21 protein-coding genes are annotated in these 18,940 nt (G+C 53.6%); 20 read left to right on the forward strand and 1 reads right to left on the reverse strand.

The features are described from left to right. Positions 1-26: 26 nt before the first annotated feature. Positions 27-779 (forward strand): 1-acyl-sn-glycerol-3-phosphate acyltransferase, encoded by a 753-nt coding sequence (locus tag GDA54_02900; protein ID MBC6497253.1) that lies wholly within the window; start codon positions 27-29, stop codon positions 777-779. Here GDA54_02900 and rpoH read toward each other — a convergent pair. Beyond that, positions 776-1,657: an RNA polymerase sigma factor RpoH gene (gene rpoH, locus GDA54_02905; GenBank protein MBC6497254.1), complete on the reverse strand. Its 882-nt coding sequence runs from the start codon at positions 1,655-1,657 to the stop codon at positions 776-778. The two genes, GDA54_02900 and rpoH, sit on opposite strands and share 4 nt — an antisense overlap. Before the next feature lie 331 nt (positions 1,658-1,988). On the opposite strand from rpoH, the gene GDA54_02910 reads away from it, so the two are divergent. The 19 genes from GDA54_02910 to sdhC all read left to right on the forward strand — a co-directional run bounded on the left by GDA54_02910 (position 1,989) and on the right by sdhC (position 18,940). Beyond that, on the forward strand, positions 1,989-2,720 hold the full coding sequence (locus GDA54_02910) for a Tim44 domain-containing protein (protein MBC6497255.1): 732 nt from the start codon (positions 1,989-1,991) through the stop codon (positions 2,718-2,720). A 13-nt stretch (positions 2,721-2,733) separates the two neighbouring features. Continuing rightward, complete coding sequence (locus GDA54_02915; GenBank protein ID MBC6497256.1) at positions 2,734-4,098, forward strand: MltA domain-containing protein; 1,365 nt, start codon at positions 2,734-2,736, stop codon at positions 4,096-4,098. After that, complete coding sequence (locus GDA54_02920) at positions 4,073-4,669, forward strand: Smr/MutS family protein (protein MBC6497257.1); 597 nt, start codon at positions 4,073-4,075, stop codon at positions 4,667-4,669. Before GDA54_02915 ends, GDA54_02920 begins: the two co-directional genes overlap by 26 nt. A gap of 79 nt (positions 4,670-4,748) precedes the next feature. Beyond that, the gene (locus GDA54_02925; GenBank protein MBC6497258.1) at positions 4,749-5,585 is read left to right on the forward strand and encodes a prolipoprotein diacylglyceryl transferase; all 837 of its coding nucleotides are present in this window, start codon (positions 4,749-4,751) and stop codon (positions 5,583-5,585) included. After that, positions 5,585-6,817: an SAM-dependent methyltransferase gene (locus GDA54_02930; GenBank protein ID MBC6497259.1), complete on the forward strand. Its 1,233-nt coding sequence runs from the start codon at positions 5,585-5,587 to the stop codon at positions 6,815-6,817. The genes GDA54_02925 and GDA54_02930 overlap by 1 nt, the downstream gene beginning before the upstream one ends. A gap of 21 nt (positions 6,818-6,838) precedes the next feature. Continuing rightward, complete coding sequence (locus GDA54_02935; GenBank protein MBC6497260.1) at positions 6,839-7,744, forward strand: laccase domain-containing protein; 906 nt, start codon at positions 6,839-6,841, stop codon at positions 7,742-7,744. A gap of 100 nt (positions 7,745-7,844) precedes the next feature. Further along, positions 7,845-8,789, forward strand: a complete 945-nt coding sequence (locus GDA54_02940; protein MBC6497261.1) for a ribose-phosphate pyrophosphokinase — start codon at positions 7,845-7,847, stop codon at positions 8,787-8,789. A 32-nt stretch (positions 8,790-8,821) separates the two neighbouring features. After that, positions 8,822-9,481 carry a 50S ribosomal protein L25/general stress protein Ctc gene (locus GDA54_02945; protein MBC6497262.1) on the forward strand — a complete coding sequence of 220 codons (660 nt, stop codon included), beginning with the start codon at positions 8,822-8,824 and terminating at the stop codon, positions 9,479-9,481. A 12-nt stretch (positions 9,482-9,493) separates the two neighbouring features. Then, positions 9,494-10,114, forward strand: a complete 621-nt coding sequence (locus GDA54_02950) for an aminoacyl-tRNA hydrolase (GenBank protein MBC6497263.1) — start codon at positions 9,494-9,496, stop codon at positions 10,112-10,114. A 6-nt stretch (positions 10,115-10,120) separates the two neighbouring features. Further along, positions 10,121-11,242 (forward strand): redox-regulated ATPase YchF, encoded by a 1,122-nt coding sequence (gene ychF, locus GDA54_02955; GenBank protein ID MBC6497264.1) that lies wholly within the window; start codon positions 10,121-10,123, stop codon positions 11,240-11,242. Between the two features lie 112 nt (positions 11,243-11,354). Next, a complete protein-coding gene (gene rpsP / locus GDA54_02960) occupies positions 11,355-11,726 on the forward strand; it encodes a 30S ribosomal protein S16 (GenBank protein ID MBC6497265.1) in 372 nt (123 codons plus the stop codon). A 44-nt stretch (positions 11,727-11,770) separates the two neighbouring features. After that, on the forward strand, positions 11,771-12,526 hold the full coding sequence (gene trmD / locus GDA54_02965) for a tRNA (guanosine(37)-N1)-methyltransferase TrmD (GenBank protein MBC6497266.1): 756 nt from the start codon (positions 11,771-11,773) through the stop codon (positions 12,524-12,526). Positions 12,527-12,586: 60 nt separating this feature from the next. Further along, positions 12,587-13,075: a 50S ribosomal protein L19 gene (gene rplS, locus GDA54_02970; protein ID MBC6497267.1), complete on the forward strand. Its 489-nt coding sequence runs from the start codon at positions 12,587-12,589 to the stop codon at positions 13,073-13,075. A gap of 12 nt (positions 13,076-13,087) precedes the next feature. Beyond that, on the forward strand, positions 13,088-14,494 hold the full coding sequence (gene leuC / locus GDA54_02975) for a 3-isopropylmalate dehydratase large subunit (GenBank protein ID MBC6497268.1): 1,407 nt from the start codon (positions 13,088-13,090) through the stop codon (positions 14,492-14,494). Then, positions 14,494-15,138, forward strand: a complete 645-nt coding sequence (gene leuD / locus GDA54_02980) for a 3-isopropylmalate dehydratase small subunit (protein ID MBC6497269.1) — start codon at positions 14,494-14,496, stop codon at positions 15,136-15,138. Before leuC ends, leuD begins: the two co-directional genes overlap by 1 nt. Next, a complete protein-coding gene (gene leuB / locus GDA54_02985) occupies positions 15,138-16,265 on the forward strand; it encodes a 3-isopropylmalate dehydrogenase (protein ID MBC6497270.1) in 1,128 nt (375 codons plus the stop codon). Before leuD ends, leuB begins: the two co-directional genes overlap by 1 nt. A gap of 69 nt (positions 16,266-16,334) precedes the next feature. Continuing rightward, positions 16,335-17,363: an aspartate-semialdehyde dehydrogenase gene (locus GDA54_02990; GenBank protein MBC6497271.1), complete on the forward strand. Its 1,029-nt coding sequence runs from the start codon at positions 16,335-16,337 to the stop codon at positions 17,361-17,363. A 6-nt stretch (positions 17,364-17,369) separates the two neighbouring features. After that, positions 17,370-18,440, forward strand: coding sequence for a MaoC family dehydratase (locus GDA54_02995; GenBank protein ID MBC6497272.1), 1,071 nt, complete (start codon positions 17,370-17,372; stop codon positions 18,438-18,440). Positions 18,441-18,526: 86 nt separating this feature from the next. Then, positions 18,527-18,940: a succinate dehydrogenase, cytochrome b556 subunit gene (gene sdhC / locus GDA54_03000; GenBank protein ID MBC6497273.1), complete on the forward strand. Its 414-nt coding sequence runs from the start codon at positions 18,527-18,529 to the stop codon at positions 18,938-18,940.

Below are 18,940 nucleotides of genomic sequence, written 5' to 3' on the forward strand. Positions count from 1 at the left end.
CCTGCCTTGACAAAGAGAACAAGAAGATGAAGGGAAGAACGATGTCCATGTCATATCAGCTGGTCGCCTTTTTACGGACATGCATTTTTTGCGCCCTTGCCTATGGGATTGTCTCGCCCTTTCTTTTTCTCGGTTTTAGTTGGGTCATGCTGCTCAGTCGGACGATGGCGTTTCGCTATGCCTGTTGCTGGTCGACGTCGATGTTATGGCTGGCGCGCTGGTGTGTGGGTGTGCGTCATCAGATTATCGGGCTGGAGCATCTGCCAAAATCTGGCGCGCTTCTTGCTGTAAGACATCAATCCATATGGGAGACATTGATATTTCAATGTTTTCTGAAAGCAGGTGTCTTCGCCTATATTGCCAAAGAGGAATTGATGCGTATTCCGTTTTATGGCTGGATGTTGAGGTTATCAGAGATGATTCCATTGGCGCGCACGGGCGGACAAGCTGTCGTGGAGGGGTTGATAAAGAACGTAGCAGAGGCGCAAACGAAGGGCATGCGCTATTTCATCCTGTTCCCTGAAGGCACACGCCGCCCCTATGGTTTTCCCTTGCGGATTCTCCCGGGCATTGTGTTCCTTTATCAAGCCTTTGATATGGATGTTGTGCCTATTGTTCTGGACTCTGGACGTCTATGGAGTCGCGACCGATTCACCATGTACCCGGGCGTCATCACGTTGCGTATGCTTCCCCCCATTCCTCCCCGTCTTCCCCGCGCTGTCTTCTATCGGCGTCTGAAGGACGCTCTCTCGACATCTCCCACAGACGATGACGCTTAGTGCGCGCGTTTTTTGCGCTCAGCGTCGAAGATTCTGCGTTTGATTTTCTTCATCGCCGCGATTTCAATTTGCCGTACCCTTTCCCGACTAATATGGTGGCGTTGGGCGAGCTCGTGGAGTGTCGCTGTAGGCTCTGTGAGGTAGCGCGCCGTGATAATATCCTGTTCCCGCCCTTCGAGGGTCGAGAGCGCTTGACGGAGCATGCCTTGTCGTTTCAAACGTTCATCCTCTTCCATCAGGCACACCTCTTGATTAGGCGTCTCATCTTGGAGCACGTCGATATGGTGGGATGTTTCCTCCTCGAAATTGATGGGCGTATTGAGGGACATGTCGCCGTAGCTCAGTCGCCTATTCATATCGATGACATCTTCTTCTGGCACATCGAGTTCTTGGGAAATGAGCTGGGCTTGCTTGTCGGTGAGCTCATGGTTATCGAGGATTCGTAACTTGTTTTTCACGCGCTTCAAGCCAAAGAAGAGCTTTTTACGCGCTGAGGCGCTCCCTGTGCGCACCAAAGACCACGAATTGAGGACATATTCGGTGATGGACGCCCGTATCCACCATATAGCGTAGGTCGAGAGGCGAAAACCAAGACCAGGATCAAAGCGCTTGACGGCACGCATCAAGCCGATATTGCCCTCAGCAATCAAATCAGCATAAGGAAGGCCATAGTTGCGATATTGGCTCGCAACGCCTACGACAAGGCGCAAATGGGGAACAACCAACGCATGGGCTGCATCCACATTGCGGTCCTCCTGCCAGCGGCGAGAGAGTCCATACTCTTCCTCCTTACTGAGCGTTGGGACTTTATGGACAGCGCGGATATAGCTGCTCAAGCCACTCTCTAAATCATAGTTGGTGAGTGAAAGAAATGACATCGATGTCGCTTAACCTCTCTTCGATATGGTTGATGCGAGGCTTGTGCGCCTCTCACCTTCACTAGGACAGATAGGGCATAAAAGTGAACATAACGTGAACATAAGACATAAAGTAAGTCGGTCGGTCGGTTATGGTCCTTCTTTCCCTGTCCTGTGTTCATTGTTTCCTATCGTGTGTGCCTATATGTAACGTTCGAGCGTGTTTTTTCTATCGTTTTTTGACAAAATAAGGTTATCTTACATGACAAGGTGACAGATAAGACAGAAAGTGATATAGACATGAGGTTAGGCGGGCGGGATAGGCGCATGGTGATAGGGAGAATGATAAAGAATGCAACATGTTGATATAGTGCTTTTGGCGCTGGTGGCGGCTTTTCTCATTTTGCGGTTGCGGAGTGTATTGGGGGAGCATCATAGTGCCGACAACACCCCTCGCGAGGGGGGACGAGAGGGCTTGGACCAGTCCATAACGGGGGCAAGAGGGCGGGAGCAACAGGAGACATCGCCATCTGTGGCTGGTGACGGCGAGGATGTGGCGGCGAGACAGCGCGGGAGCGATGCCGTCACCCTGTCGCAGGAAGAGCAGGAGCAAGAAGAGGATGCTCTCAAACGTTTTCCCGCTCTCAAACGTGTGAAGGAGGCACTTCCTTCCTTCTACGTGACCACGTTCCTCAAGGGCGTGCAGAATGTCTTTTTCATGGTGCATGAAGCCTACACCAAGGATACGTTGGATAAGGTGAGTCATTTGCTGGGGAAGGAAGTCTATGGCAATTTCCAAAAAGCCATCAAAGAGCGCAAAGCGGCAGGCCATCGTCAAGAATCCTCTCTTGTGGGGATTGAGTCCCTTGCCATAGACGATATTCTCTATGAGGACGGGAAGGTTGATATTGTCGTCTCCATTCTCTCGAGTCAGATCAATGCGTTTTATGATGCGCAAGGCGCGTGCTTTCAAGGTGATGCCGAAGCCATAGAAACATGTAGAGATGTTTGGGTCTTTACGCGGGATTTAGGGAAGGTGTCTCGCCATGTGGCGTGGAGTCTCAAGGAGACAAGGGGAGGATAAACCAAGGCACAGCATGGCGCATTGCTCCTTGTGCCGTGATGTGTCGTCTTTGCTCTATGGCTGGTGGCATGCTTATGGTGGCGTGTGGCGCGCCTTTGTGTTTCTTGGCGTCTTGGGGGCGGTGAGTCTTGTGGTTGTCGTTGTCTGGCGTGGTGACATGCTCAGAGACGATGTTCCCGTAGCAGGGCAGGGGGCGGGCTTGGTGACGGAGACGGATTTTGCCAGCATCGGCGCGCCATGGCGGGAGAGTGTCTCTCACCTTGATGGCGCTTTCGAGGCCTTTCGCCGTAGCTGTCAACGTTGGCAGGCGATGGGATGGGATGAAGATGTCATGTTTGCGCGCCTAGACAGGCATGACTCTTATCCGCCACAGAGTCTCAAGGCGTCCTCATGGCGTTCTCTCTGTGCGCTCAGTGAGACGTTAGACAGAGGCACAGCGGACTCTTTACGTCTTTTTTTTGAAGAGCATTTCACGCCATATGATGTCTGGATGGATGGACAGAGGGAAGGATTATTCACGGGCTATTATCGTGTTGTTTTATTTGGCTCGACACAGCGTGACGAGCGTTTTTCCGTGCCTCTCTATGGCGCGCCATCTGACATGGTGTTTATCGAGACAAAGGATTTTCCCCAATGTGGCGCTTGTCCCTCTCGTTTGATAGGGCGTTTGCATGAGGGGCGTATCACAGCCTATCCGACACGCGGCGCGATTATGGCGGGAACACCTATTGATGCGCCCGTCTTAGTCTGGTTAGACGATGCGTTTGATGCCTTTTTGCTCTCTGTGCAAGGCAGTGGCAAAGTCATTTTAAGGGATGGTCGCGTGATGGTGCTGGGCTATCATCGCCAAAATGGTCATCCCTATCGCCCGATCGCCAAGTCCATGCGGGATGAAGGCGTCATCGATGGCGATACACGTATGACGCTCTCCTTGTTGCGCTTATGGTTCGCCACCAAGACAGAGGCAGAGAGGAAGGCGATTCTTGCCTTGAATCCCTCTTATGTTTTTTTTACGCTTATCGAGACGCCAGAGGCTGTCGCGTCGCCCATTGGTGCTTTTGGTGTGCCGTTGGTGGCAGGGCATTCATTAGCGGTGGATACGCGCTATATCCCCTTAGGTGTGCCTTTATGGGTCGAGACGACTCATCCTTTTGCGGGGCATGAGGGAGAGAGGCCATGGCATCGCCTTATGGTGGCCCATGATAGAGGCGGTGCTATTCGTGGCTCTGTGCGTGGCGACATCTATTGGGGGGAGGGACATCATGCCGAACGCCTTGCTGGTGCGACCAATTGGGCGGGACATTATCGTATCTTTCTACCGAAGAACACATCCACAGCAGACACCATCCTCCATGATGACACAACACAACGACCATGACGGCAACAGCGCTTGGGAGCGTCTTAAGACACGCGTTGTGCCTCTCTCTCCTCAAGAGCCATCGCCGCCATCGTCCTCGTCTCACCATAAAGAGGCGGAAGGGAAGAGTCATCCCACGCCCATGGCCGCCACAGGGATACGTTCTCACCAAGCGACAGCACAGAAGACTCGCCATAAGGCGCGCAACGAGCATAGTCTTCCCCCTTTGGTGGTAGGCGACCTCCGTCGGCGTGGCTTAGGAAGACGAGAGGAAAAGGCGATGCGCTCAGGGGACGTGTTGGTCGATAGGCGTCTTGACTTGCATGGGCTGTCTCTTACGGATGCGCGGCTTAAAGTGCACCTTGTGGTGCAGCAAGCCTATAAGAATGGGCATACGTTCCTTCATATCATCACAGGCAAGGGTGATAAACAGCAAGGGTCTGGCGTCATACGGGAGGCGTTCTGTCGTTGGCTTAATGAACCTCACATAACGCCTATGGTGATTGCCCTATGCCATGCTGTGGGACGTCATGGCGGTGAGGGCGCTTTCTACGTGCGTTTAAAACGAGTGCGAGGTCACAAGGCAAGGTGATACATTGTTGCGTGGGATAAGGGAGCGCTGGTGACGCCTCAGCGCTCTCTTGTGATGTCTTAAGAAAGGTTTTTTTGCTATGGAGAATCATTTTTTATTGTTGCCCGCATGGGATCCTGTGGCTTTTTCCATAGGGCCTCTGTCTGTCCATTGGTATGGTCTTTCCTATTTAGTGAGTTTTCTTTTAGCGTGGCGGTATGGGCTATGGGTGATAAAGCGCTATGCTCTTCCCATAACGGCTGAACAATGGGGTGATGCTATGCTGTTATGGTGTGTCTTAGGCGTTCTGATAGGGGGGAGGCTTGGCTATGTCTTTTTGTATCATCCCGCCTATTACCTTGCCAATCCCCATGAGATTTTCTTTATCTGGCGGGGTGGCATGTCATTTCATGGGGGTATGGTGGGGGCGGGCTGTGCTGTCATGCTCTATGGGCGTTCTGTTGGCGTCTCTGGCGTGCGTTTTGTGGATCTTGTGGCTTTGGTGTCTCCTGTGGGGCTCTTTTTTGGGCGGTTAGCCAATTTTGTCAATGGTGAGCTCTATGGGCGGGTGAGCCATGTGCCGTGGGCGATGATTTTTCCTCATAGTGATGGCATGCCGCGCCATCCCAGCCAGCTCTATGAAGCGGCGCTCGAGGGGATTGTTTTAGGGACGATATTGTTTTTATGTGTCGTGTGTGGGCGGCGTCGAGGCGGCGTGCTAGAAACGAGAGGCATGATGATGTTTCTCTTCCTCTTAGGCTATGGTCTCATGCGTTTTATTGTGGAATTTTGGCGTGAGCCAGACGCCCATATAGGCTATATCGCGGGCCTATGGTCTCTTGGGCAGATTTTGAGCGCTCTTATGGTTGTGGCGGGCGCTGTGGGATTGTGGGTCATTCATAAGAAGGCACAGCGCAGAACGGAGGGCATGGCGTGATGGGCGCGCCTCAGGGGAGCATGGCGCGGGCGAGCGCTTTGTCCACAGACGCCCATCCCCATGTGTTACAAAGTGTGTGTCATGCCATAGACAATGCGCCGTCGCGCGCCATTTCTGTGGCGACATATATGGAGCTCTGTCTGTATGGGCAAGCGCAAAGTTTCTATCGTGGGGGAGGCTATCACAGGGATCATGCGCCTCTTGGTGAGCATGGTGGCGTGAAGGGGTTTACGACATCCCCCAGCATAAGCCAGATGTTTGGCGAGCTCCTTGCCTTGTGGTGTATCGATATGGCGGCGCAGATGTCCGTGACGGAGTCGCCAAAGAGGGTCGTCGAGTTGGGCCCCGGGCGCGGCGAGATGATGGCGGATATGCAACGTATTTTTGTGCGCCATGCCTTTTCCCGTCATCTGTCCTATCATTGCATTGAGTGTAGTTCTTATTATGCTGAGCAACAGAGGCGGCGCGCGACCACAGACATTCCCACCTTTTGGCATGAGTCCCTTGCCAGCGTCCCCGATGACGGCATATGGTTCATCTTAGGCAATGAATTTTTTGATTGCTTTCCCATACACCAATTTTCCTACCATGACGGCGCATGGCGTGAGATAGGCGTATGCGCTGAGCAAGGAACAGACCATCCTCCATCCTTGCGTTTTACCCTTGAGCGTCAGCCGTCTCCTCTTCCAGACGGGTTATATCGTTCCTTATCAGCTGTCATAGAGTCGCCTGACGATGGCATGTGTCTGGAATATGCGCCTCTCCTCGAGGTATGGGCACAAGACATCATCGATGCTGTGCGGACACATCAAGGGTGCGCCTTGTTGCTTGATTATGGGCATGGTGGCGGTGCTGTAGGGAATAGTTTGCGCGCCTTTTACGATGGGCGCATGTGCCATCCCTTGTGTCATAGCGGTGTGGCCGACTTGTCGGCGTCGGTGGATTTTTCCGTTTTTGCCGATAGAGCCTCTCGTCTGGGCTGTGGCGTCATGGGTTTGCAGACTCAAGGGGAATTCTTACGCCGCTTAGGCATCCATGAGAGAGCAAAACAGCTCTGGCGTCATAGCGACCGCCAGCCACGCCAGAGGCTCGAGACGGGTTTGGCGCTTCATCGCCTGACGTCGCCGTCGCAGATGGGGACTCTCTTCAAAGTTCTGTGCCTCACGAGTCATAAGGCCTCCGTCATGCCATGTGGCTTTGCGTCTCCTCAAGGGAAACGCCAACAGGCATGACAAGACAGCGTATCACGGCTTATGGCATATCCTTCCATCCACAGGACTCGTTCTCCCTACGGGGTTTTTTATGTGCAGAGTCCCATGCTCTACGGGCTAGGCGTTCCCCATGGCTTTTTCACGAGACTTGGCGGTGTCAGTCAAGGCGCGTACGCTCAGCTCAATGTTGGTTATGGCACGCAAGACAAAAACGACCATATCCGCGAGAATAGACGGCGTGCCATGCATGCCTTGCTGACTGATGTTGTGGGACAGGTAGAAACAGGAGCGGGGGCGGGGGCAGGAACAGGAGCGGGGGCGGAGACGCCTTATCCTTTATGGATTCCTCGTCAGTGCCACTCTTCCCGTGTCCTTGTCTGTGAGGATATGGCGATGCATGCGCCTAAACCATGGGGGGATTGGCAAGAGGCGTGGCACAAGGGCGAGGCGGAGGCGGATGGCATGGTGAGTGGATATGCTCTACGGGCATTGGGTATCGTCACGGCGGATTGCGTGCCGATGGTGTGTGTGGATAAGGCGCACAAGGTTTTTGCCGTGATTCATGTGGGATGGCGTGGTGCGCGTGATGGGATGATCGAGGCGGGTCTCTCGACAATGGTCGAGAGGGGCGCGCGTGTGGACTCTCTCCATGTGGCGTTAGGCCCTTCCATACAGAAGGAGTCTTATGAGGTTGGTGCGGAATTTTTAGGGTATTTTCCTGATGGCAAAGCCTGTTTTTCGAGGCGAGACGGGACATGCGACAGATATTTCTTTGATTTGCCCGCCTATATCGCCATGACGTTGCGTGCGTTAGGTGTCAGCGCCATCGACATGCTTGCCCATGATACCTATAGGGAGGAGGCGTTCTTTTTTAGTCATCGCCGCGCTCACAAGAGGGGAGAAGGGGCGTGCGGACGACAACTCACCGCCATGCTCTGTGTGGTCTAAGGAAAGGCTTGCACGTTTGCCTTGATATGCTATGGAGTCATCGTGGTGTTGTGGGGGTGGTGTTGTGGGGTGGCGCATGGCGTGATGTGTGGTGGAGAACATGAAGATTTTTTCAGGCAACAGCAATCTGCCGTTGGCGGAGGCGATGTGCGCCCGCCTTGGCATGCCATTGGGGCGTTGTGTGGTGCGTCGCTTTGCTGATGGCGAGATCTATGTCGAGATACAAGAGAATGTGCGTGGGGAAGATGTCTTTTTCATTCAGTCCCTCTCCAAGCCGGCGAACGACCATATCATGGAGTTGCTCTTAGCCCTTGATGCTCTCAAACGAGGCTCTGCCCATAGGATTACGGCCGTCATTCCTTATTATGGGTATGCGCGTCAGGATAGGAAGTCTGGTCCTCGCACGCCCATTTCGGCAAAATTGGTTGCTGACATCATCACGACGGCAGGGGCGTCCCGTTGCTTGATGTTAGACCTCCATGCGGGACAGATACAGGGTTTTTTTGATGTGCCTGTGGATAATTTATATGCGTCTCTTGTGTTTGAGAAAGACATTAGGAAACGCTACGATGTGAAGAATCTCAGCATTGTCTCGCCAGATGTGGGTGGTTTGGTGCGTGTCAGAGCCATTGCCTATCGCATGCATATTCGCGACTTATGTATCATTGACAAGCGTCGCCCGACAGCAGGGCAATCGGAGGTTATGAACGTGATAGGGGATGTGACGGGCAAGGATTGTCTTATTTTCGATGACATTATTGATTCGGCGGGGACATTGTGCCATGCGGCGGTGGCGCTGAAAGAGCGGGGGGCGCGTTCTGTGGTGGCTTATGCGAGTCATGGCGTTTTATCTGGTGGGGCGTTGGCGCGGATTACCGATGCGCCTCTTGAGAGGGTTGTCATCAGCGACAGCATTGCGCGCCAAGATGAGACGTCTCTGGTGAAAAAAATCGAGACCCTCAGCATTGCTCCCTTGCTTTGCGAAGCAATACAGCGTATTCATAAAGGCGAGTCCATCTCTCGTCTGTTCGATACACAAGAATAGGCTTGATGGATGTGGCGTAAGGGACGTATGACATGGTGGGTCGAGTGGACAAAGCAGAAGCCTTAAAGGCGTTGCCAAGAGAGAGAATTGGGAAAGGGGGGGCGCGGACGTCACGCCGTCAAGGATTGGTGCCAGCCATTGTGTATGGCGGGAAAGAGCCTCCCTTGCCCCTCTGCGTCGACGGACGGCAACTCAACAAATTGTTGCGCCATGAGGGATTTTTGAATCATCCCACCGACATTCTCTTGGATGGCAAGACTCTCCATGTGCTTCCTAAGGATGTTCAGTATCATGTGGTGACGGACGCGCCCTTGCATGTGGATTTTCTGCGTGTCACCGAGAAAACGAGAGTGAATGTGTCTGTGGCGGTGCGCTTTATCCATGAAGAACGTTCCCCCGGCATTAAGAATGGCGGTGTGCTGAATGTCATTCGTCACGAGATCGACATTGTGTGTGCAGTGGCGAACATTCCAGCGTCTTTCGAGGTGGATTTAGAGGGGCTTGCCATCGGTGATAGCGTCCATATCAGTCATATCACCATGCCGAAGGGTGTGGAGAGTGTTATTCAGGACCGCGACTTCACCATTGCGACGATTGTGGCGCCGACAAAGGCTGTTGAGACGACAGCTGTTGCTGATGATACAGAGGGCGAGGGTGACTCATCGTCAGATGGCACTGATAAAGAGGCGTAAGAGAGAGGGTTGGTGGCACAAGCACTCCTTGTCGGTTTAGGCAATCCGGGGCAGCCATTTGAGCAGAGCAGGCACAATGTGGGCTTTATGGCGCTTGATGCCATCATTGGTCATTATGGCTGTTCGTCTCTGTGTCTCAAGAAGCGCTTCCATAGCCTATGGAGTGAGGGTGTGCTCGATGGCGTGTCCTGTGTCCTTATGAAGCCACAAACCTATATGAATCGCAGTGGGATGGCGGTGTTGTCTGTGATGAAGTATTTCTCTTTTTCTATGGACAATGTCTTTGTGTTTCATGACGATATGGATTTAGGCTTTCTCCGTGTGAAAGTGAAAAGAGGCGGCAGTGATGGCGGTCATCGGGGCATACGTAGTATCGATACCCATAGCCATGGTCTTTCGAAGGAGGGCGAGCTTGGCGGGCGTGGGCGTGTGGGGGGTGCGTATTGGCGGGTGCGCATTGGGGTGGGGCGTCCCGTTGCCGATGCGCGCCACCATGTTTTAGGGTCTTTTTCTGGTGAAGAGCGGGCGCGTCTTTATGCTTTGTTAGCGTTGATGGCAGAACATTGTCCCCTCATGTTGCGTGGCGATACGTCTCACTTTATGGAGCATATGCGTGAAGGAGCGGAGACGTAAAGAGCTATGGGTTTTGCTTGTGGTTTGATAGGGTTGCCTAATGTGGGGAAGTCCACGCTCTTTAACGCCTTGATGTCGCGGGCAGTGGTGGCGGCAGAGAATTATCCTTTCTGCACGATAGAGCCTCATAGGGAGCGCGTTCCTGTTCCAGACGAGCGTCTTGCCGTTTTGTCGTCCCTTGTGCGTCCAGCGAACGTGGTTGAGGCGCAATTAGAGCTTGTCGATATTGCTGGGCTTGTGCGTGGGGCGTCTGTAGGCGAGGGGTTAGGGAATCGGTTTTTACAGCATATCCGTGATGTCCATGTGTTGGTGCATGTCGTGCGTTGTTTCGAGGGGGAGGACATCACCCATGTAGATGGGCGTATCGACCCTATGGGCGATATAGACACGATAGAGACAGAGCTCATGTTGGCGGATATAGGATGTGTGACGACACAACGTGCGGGCTTAGAAAAGAGGGCGCGGGCGCGTGATAAGGATGCCATAGCGCTTTTAGCACAGAGTGACATATGGCTTGCCCATTTGGATAAGGGGCATGCTCTGCGTTCTTTGCCTCTCGAGCCTCAAGAGCGCCATGCGCTGATGATGATGGGGGCGTTGACCATGCGTCCTGTCATTTATGTCTGTAACGTGACAGAGGGCCATGTGGTGGGTGGCTTTGAGCTCTCACAGCGCGTCCATGCATGGGCGAACGAGCAAGGCTTGCCATGTATCACAATTTCGGCCGCGCTGGAGCAGGCATTGGCGAGTTTTTCTCCTCAAGAGAGGAAAGACTATCTCGAGGCGCTTGGCGTCGAGGATACAGGCCTTTCCCAACTGATACGCGCAGGCTATAGCGCCTTGGGCTTGCATACATTTTTTACGGCAGGGGATAAGGAGGTGCGCGCATGGACATGTCAAAAAGGGGCGTCTGCGGTGGAGGCAGCCGCTGTCATTCATAGCGATTTTGCTCAGGGCTTTATTTGTGCCGAGACGATCTCTTATGGTGATTATAAAGAATGGGGTTCGCATAGCGCTGCCGCACAAGCAGGCAAGGTGCGCAAAGAAGGGCGCGACTATATCGTGTGCGATGGCGATGTCATGCTCTTTCGTTTCCATGTGGCAAAGGCGGGTAAAGCAAAAAAATAACAGCAGACATGGCGGGCGTCCCCATGCTATAGTATGCGGGTGGGGTATGACGGCTTGTCGTAATCATTCATGACGGGCTTTTATGACAGAGATTATATGTAAGACGAGTGCCATGTTATCGATTCGTTTATCGCGCGGAGGGGCAAAGAAGCGTCCCTATTATAGAGTTGTCGTTGCTGACAGGCGTATGAAGCGTGATGGGCGTTTCATTGAGGTGGTCGGGCGTTATGACCCTATGATGAAGAAGGATGATGACAGGCGTATCATTCTTCAGCGCGACAGGCTAGCCTATTGGCTTGGGGTGGGGGCGAGGCCAAGTGACCGCATTGTCCGCTTTATGGAGAAGGCTGGCATGGCAAAGAGGACGATTCCTCAGCAGACAAAAAAACATCTTCCTCGTCATGGCACTGAGGACGCGAGCCATGGTGGCAAGGGAGAGGCGGGGGCGTCCAGCGAGGGCGCTCAAGGCACGGCGTCTTCGTAAAAGGCGGGCGTGCGCCTGTCATCGAGAGAGGAGGTCTTTGGGCGATGGCAGGGTGGCGGAGTGCGGTTCTTACCCTTTTCCCTCATATATTTCCGGGTCCGCTGGCGTCGTCGGTGGTTGGGCGTGGTTTGCGGGAAGGCGTGTGGCATCTAGACATATGTGACATCAAGGCGCATAGTCCAGCGGGACATCATGGCGTTGATGACAAGCCTTATGGCGGTGGTGCGGGGATGGTGATGCGCGCTGATGTCATCGACCGCTGTGTGTCTTCCGTCTATGGAACGGGTGACACGCGTCCCCTGATTTATATGTCGGCGCGTGGCAAGCCACTCACCCAAGCATCGATGGGGCGTTATGCCGCTGGCGATGGCGTTGTCATTCTTTGTGGGCATTATGAAGGGGTCGACCAGCGTGTTATCGAGCATTGGCATATGGAAGAGGTGTGCATAGGCGACTATGTGTTATCTGGCGGCGAGATTGCGGCGATGGTCTTATTGGATGGCTGTGTGCGCTTATTGTCTGGCGTTGTAGGCGATAAGAGGAGCGTGCAAGAGGAAAGTTTCGCCCATGGTCTCTTGGGGCGTTTAGAGTATCCCCATTATACGACGCCACCGTCATGGCGTGGCTATGATGTGCCGTCTGTGCTTTTGAGTGGCGACCATGGGCGGATAGCGCGTTGGCGTCATGACAAGGTGCAAGAGGTGACAGTACAGCGACGCCCTGAGATGGACATAGATGGCGTGCTTGAGGGAGCGGGCGCGGGGAAAAAGGATTTGCAAAAGAAGGAAAAATCGCTATAGGTAACCTGTTGGGTATGGGGATATGGTGCGGGCATAGCTGTGCTGTTGGATAAGCGGATGATGAAGGTTACGATCGACGACATAGAGCGAGCATATGTGAAGAGTTTAGAGGATGGTCGCGCCAGCGAGGGGATTAAGCTTGGCAAGCGTTCGATGGACTTCAGGGCTGGCGACAGCGTGAAGGTTCATGTGCGTATCGTTGAAGGCGAGCGGCGGCGTCTTCAGGTTTTTGAGGGTGTCTGCATCGCATGTCGTCATCGGGGTCTTCACTCTTCTTTTACGGTGCGTAAAATATCCTATAGTGAGGGGATGGAGCGTGTGTTTCCTCTTTATTCACCCAATGTTGCCAAGATAGAGGTTGTGCGGCGTGGTGATGTGCGCCGTGCGAAGTTGCACTATTTGCGTGGCCTCAGAGGGAAAAAGGCGCGTATTAAAGGCAAGATTGACGTTCAAAAAGAGATGTCAGGGGCGGATATGGATGTGACATCCTCTACTGAGGATGTGCCGTCTCCTGTGGGTGACGAGGGCGTCAAGGACAGCGTGTCTTAGGGGAGGCCGCGCATGGCGGGACAGACGTTATTCCACAAGATATGGCAACAGCATGTCGTAGAGCATGGGCGTGATGGCGTTGACTTGCTCTATATTGATAGGCATTTAGTCCATGAGGTTACGAGTCCGCAAGCCTTTTCTGGATTGCGGGAGAGTGGGCGTGTTGTGCGGCGTCCTGATGCCACATTGGCGGTGTGTGACCATGCTGTGCCGACGCGTGAGGGGCGTGAGAAGCATATTGACGATGCGTGTGCGCGCCGACAAGTCGAGGCGCTTCGAGCCAATTGCGCGCAATTTGGTATCACGTATTTTGGTGTCGATGACATTCGTCAGGGCATTGTGCATGTCATAGGGCCTGAGCAAGGCTTCACCCAACCTGGCATGACGATCGTGTGTGGCGATTCGCACACATCGACCCATGGCGCTTTTGGCGCGTTAGCCTTTGGCATTGGCACGTCGGAAGTAGAGCATGTCTTGGCGACTCAGACATTGCGTCAGCGTTGCCCGCAGAGCATGAAGGTGACGCTGTCGGGACATTTGCGTCCTCATGTGACGGCAAAGGATATGATTTTGGCGGTTATTGGCGCGATTGGCACGGCTGGCGGGACGGGGTATGTCATTGAGTATGGGGGTGATGCGGTGACATCGCTGTCGTTGGAGGGGCGTATGAGCATGTGCAATATGTCCATAGAGGCTGGTGCGCGCGCAGGCCTCGTTGCTGTGGACGAGAAGACGATAGATTGGCTGAAGGGGCGTCCGCAAGCGCCTCGTGGGCAGGATTGGCATGATGCTGTGCGCCTATGGCGGCAGATGCGCAGTGATGAGGATTCGTCCTATGACCATTCTGTCTCTATCGATGTGGCGACATTAGCGCCTCAAGTGACATGGGGGACGAGTCCCCAAGATGTCGTTGATGTGGATGGCGTCATTCCCGACCCAAAGAATGAACGTGATGTTGCCCGTCGTCTCTCGATGGAGCAGGCGTTATCGTATATGGGGCTTAAACCGTCGATGAAGATGACGGATATTCCGGTGGAGAGGGTTTTTATCGGTTCATGCACCAATGGTCGCCTCGAGGATTTACGGGCGGCGGCATCCATTGTGAAAGGGCATAAGGTGAAAGATGGCGTGAAGGCGATGGTTGTGCCGGGGTCTGGCCTTGTTCGTTGTTTGGCGGAAGAAGAAGGCATCGACCGCATTTTTAAGGAGGCGGGCTTCGAGTGGCGTCTGGCGGGATGTTCCATGTGTTTAGCGATGAATGACGATAAGTTGTCGCCTCATGAACGTTGCCTGTCCACGTCCAATCGTAATTTTGAAGGCAGGCAGGGACGACAAGGGCGCACTCACCTTGCCAATCCAGCGATGGCGGCGGCGGCGGCGATTACGGGGCATATCACCGATGTGCGGGACTTCGTCTGATGGAGGCTTTTCGCGTCATCGAGGGAGTCGCCGCCCCCTTTATGCGGGAGAATGTGGATACTGATATGATTATCCCGAAGCAATTTTTGACGACCATCACCCGCACGGGATTGGGGAAGGGATTGTTCTATGATGTGCGCTATGAAGCGCAACAGCAAGGCTCTGTCTTTGTCTTAGATGAGCCACGTTACAAGGATGCGTGTATCTTGGTGACGGGGGCGAATTTTGGGTGCGGTTCGTCCCGTGAGCATGCCCCATGGGCGTTGCTTGATGCTGGCTATCGTTGCATCATTGCTCCTAGCTTTGCCGATATTTTCTATAATAATTGCTTTAAGAATGGCATGCTCCCTGTGGCGTTGGCAAAAGAGGATGTGGCGTCGGTTGCGTCCTATGTGACATCAACGGAACATCCCGTCATCACGGTGGATTTACCGCAACAGCGTCTCACCTTAAAGGCGCGTGGCGAGTCCTACCCTTTCTCTGTGGATGAGGGACGTAAGCATGGGTTATTGGAAGGATTGGACGATATTGCCCTCACCATGCGCGCTGGTGATGCCATCGATGCTTTTGAAGAGAAGGACAGACAGGAAAGACCTTGGCTGTGGTCGCCTCAGCAATCCCCGAAAAGGTCTGTGGCGTTGTAATGGAGGGGCGCATTTTGCTTTTGGCAGGGGACGGCATCGGTCCTGACGTTGTGGCGGAAGCTGTGAAAGTCCTTGAGTGTGTCAATGCATGCGGGCGGCGGCGCTATCAGACGAGCGAGGACTATGTGGGCGGGGCTGCCTATGATGTCTATGGTGTGCCGTTGCATGACGACACAATGGCGAAGGCGAAAGCCCATGACGGCGTCTTATTGGGGGCTGTTGGTGGTGAGACGTGGGAGTCTCTTCCCTTTTCGCTACGTCCTGAGCGTGGTCTCTTGGCGTTGCGTAAGGGTCTTGGGTTGTTTGCCAATGTGCGTCCGGCCATTGTGTTCGAGCCTTTGCTCCATGCGTCGAGCCTCAAGCCAGATATTGTGAAAGGTTTGGATATTGTCATCATACGGGAATTGACAGGCGGTCTTTATTTTGGTGAGCCAAGGGGCATTCAGCGGGATAAGGACGGGCAACGTGTTGGTGTCAATACCCTTGTGTATCACGAGCATGAGATACGGCGTCTTGCTCGTGTTGGTTTTGAGATGGCGCGTCTTAGACAGAAGAAAGTCTGTTCCATCGATAAGGCGAATGTCTTAGAGGCGACGGGACTATGGCGAGAGGTTGTCTCCGCTCTTCAAGAACAGGAATATCCAGACATTGCTCTCACCCATATGTATGTGGATAACGCCGCGATGCAGCTTGTGCGTTGCCCTTCCCAGTTCGATGTGCTCATCACGACAAATATGTTTGGGGACATCCTATCGGACGAGGCGTCTATGTTGACGGGGTCTTTGGGGATGTTGCCATCGGCCTCTGTGGGTGATGTCTCTTCAGACGGCAGGCGTCATGGCCTTTATGAACCAGTGCATGGCTCAGCGCCAGACATTGCTGGTCAAGGGATTGCCAATCCCTTGGCGACGATTTTGAGTTTAGCGCTCATGTTGCGTTCCTCTTTTCTTGATAACGATGCGGCGCATGCCATCGAGGATGCCGTCGTGCGGGTTTTGCGCGCTGGCTATCGCACGAGGGATATTGCGCCGACGGGTGGCGATGACGCCCAAGGCGTGACGGTCGTCTCGACTCAGGCGATGGGAAGCCATGTGGCGCACTCTGTGCGTGAGCATTGGCATGCGTAACAAAAGTGAGACACGAGGGCGACAAAACGCTTTGCGGGGCTTTTTGCGGGGCTTTTTGTGAGGTTTATGATGGCACAGGACTATACCATTGCTGTTGTGGGCGCTACTGGCGTCATTGGACGGGAGATGATAGGGATTCTTGCCGAGAGGCGTTTCCCCGTGAAGCAGTTGCATGCTCTTGCGTCCGAACGTTCAGCAGGGGAGAGGCTCACGTATGGGAGGACGGGCAGTGTTTCTGTTGGCGTCCTCAAGGATTATGATTTTCGCGATTGTGATATTGTCTTAGCGTCCGCTGGTGGCGCTGTTGCCGCCGCTATGGCTGAGCGCGCCACAGAGCACGGCGCCATTCTCATCGATAATTCTTCCCATTTTCGCATGGACGAGGATGTGCCTCTTGTGATTCCAGAGGTCAATGCTGAGGCGTTGGCGTCCTACGAGAGAAAACGGATGATCGCTAATCCCAATTGTTCGACGATTCAGATGCTTGTGGCGCTGAAGCCTTTGCATGACATGTGGCGGATACGCGACATTGTTGTGGCAACCTATCAGTCCACGTCTGGAGCGGGTCGGGAAGCGATGGACGAATTATGGGAACAGAACTGCGCCCTTTTTAATAACAAAGAGATTGTCTGTGAAGCCTTTCCTCGACAAATTGCCTTTAATACGATACCGTCCATCGATATATTCCTCGATGATGGGGCGTGCCGAGAAGAGTGGAAGATGTGCGTTGAGACTCGTAAGATATTGGGGGATGACTCCATCGGTGTGTTGGCGAGCTGTGTGCGTGTTCCTACGCTCATAGGGCATGGCGAGGCCGTCCATGTGACGTTCGAGGAGAAGGTTGATGTCCATAAGGCGCGGGTTGCGCTGGCACAAGCTGACGGCGTCACCGTTGTTGATGACGCGCAAGAGACAGGACGCTCCTTCATCACGCCCTTAGAGTGTGTGGGCGACGATGACGTCTATGTGAGTCGCCTTCGTGGCGACCCTCACCACTCGAGGCGTCTGGCGTTATGGGTTGTTGCCGACAATGTGCGTAAGGGAGGCGCGCTCAATGCCGTGCAAATTGCTGAGCATATGATACGCGACTATCTTTGAGAGACCATGACAGGAAAAAATTTCATCAGTCGCTATTTTGAGGATTATGACGTGGGCATGAAGATTGTTCATCCCTTGCCGCGCATGGTGACAGAGGGGGATAGGGCGCTCTATATTGCGCTGACAGGGTCGCGCTTTCCTCTCCATTGTAGCGACCCTTACGCCCAAGCCTTAGGCTATCCTCGTGCGCCCTTAGAGGATATGCTCGTCTTTCACATGGTGTTTGGCAGGACGGTGCCCGACCTCTCTTTGAATGCTGTGGCGAATCTTGGTTATGCTGGCTGTCGTTTTGGCGTGCCAGTCTATGTAGGTGATACGCTCTATGCCGACTCCGTCATCACAGGGGTGCGGGAAAATTCCAATGGGGTGACAGGGACCGTCTATGTCCACTCAAGGGGATGGAATCAGAAGGGGGAGACCGTGTTAGAATATGACCGCTGGCTCATGATGCGTCGACGGGATAAGAGCGCGGGGAAGGCATCGCCATCGACAACACATGTCCCCACGCTCCCATCCCACCTGTCGGAACAAGAGCTCTATATTCCGCCTTTTTTCAGGCGAGAGGGTGTCGATTCGACTCTTGTTGGCACGGATGCATGGTGGGATGATTATGACATAGGTGAAGAATGCCACCATATCGATGGGATGACGATAGAGGAGGCAGAACACCAAATGGCGACACGCCTCTACCAAAATAATGCCCGTGTTCACTTTAACCAACATCAGGAAAAGGATAATCGTTTCGGTAGACGTATTATTTATGGCGGGCATATTCTGTCTCTTGCGCGCGCGCTCAGCGCCAATGGCTTTGCCCATGCGGTGCGTCTTGCCGCCATTCATGGCGGTAGCCACAGAGCCCCTAGTTTTGCTGGTGATACCCTCTATGCTTGGTCAAAAGTCATCGATAAAAAGACCATTGAGGGGTGTGAGACTCTCGCCGCCATGCGCGTGCGCACCATTGCCGCGAAAGATGACGACGTTATGACGTTCCCTGACCCACAGGATAAACAGGCGTGGCGTTCGTCCCTTGTCTTGGATGTGGATTACACCTTGCTTCTTCCTCGCCGTGGTGCATAAAAAGACGTGACATTGATGATATTTCTCCCTATAATCTACCTCAGGTTCATGCATGGTGGGCATGCGTTTCATCGAGAGGGTACAAGATGACGACTCCAAGACGTGTTCTTTCTCCCCATATACAGATTTATCGTCCGCAACTGACGTCTGTCTTATCCATCACCCATCGGGCGACAGGTATCATCTTGTTGTGCGCCTATCCCTTTGCTGTTGCCTGTTTAGCGTCTTTGGCATGGGGGCAGGGGGAGCTCTTTCTTGTTCCCTATATGTTTTTGGACTCGAGCATGTGGGGACGTGTCTTGTTGTTTTTTATTGCCTTTGATATTCTCTTCAGCCTTTTTTTCCATCTCTTGAATGGGATTCGTCATCTTATGTGGGATATGGGGTGGGGCTTGTCTTTAGGCGTTGCGACACTCTCTGGGTGGTGTGTTGTTGTGGCGACGATGGTATTGACGGTCGTTGCTATGCGTGGTGTCGTCCTTGCCTATCATGCTGTCTAG

Source organism: Alphaproteobacteria bacterium GM7ARS4 (assembly GCA_014332745.1).
Taxonomy (GTDB): domain Bacteria; phylum Pseudomonadota; class Alphaproteobacteria; order GM7ARS4; family GM7ARS4; genus GM7ARS4.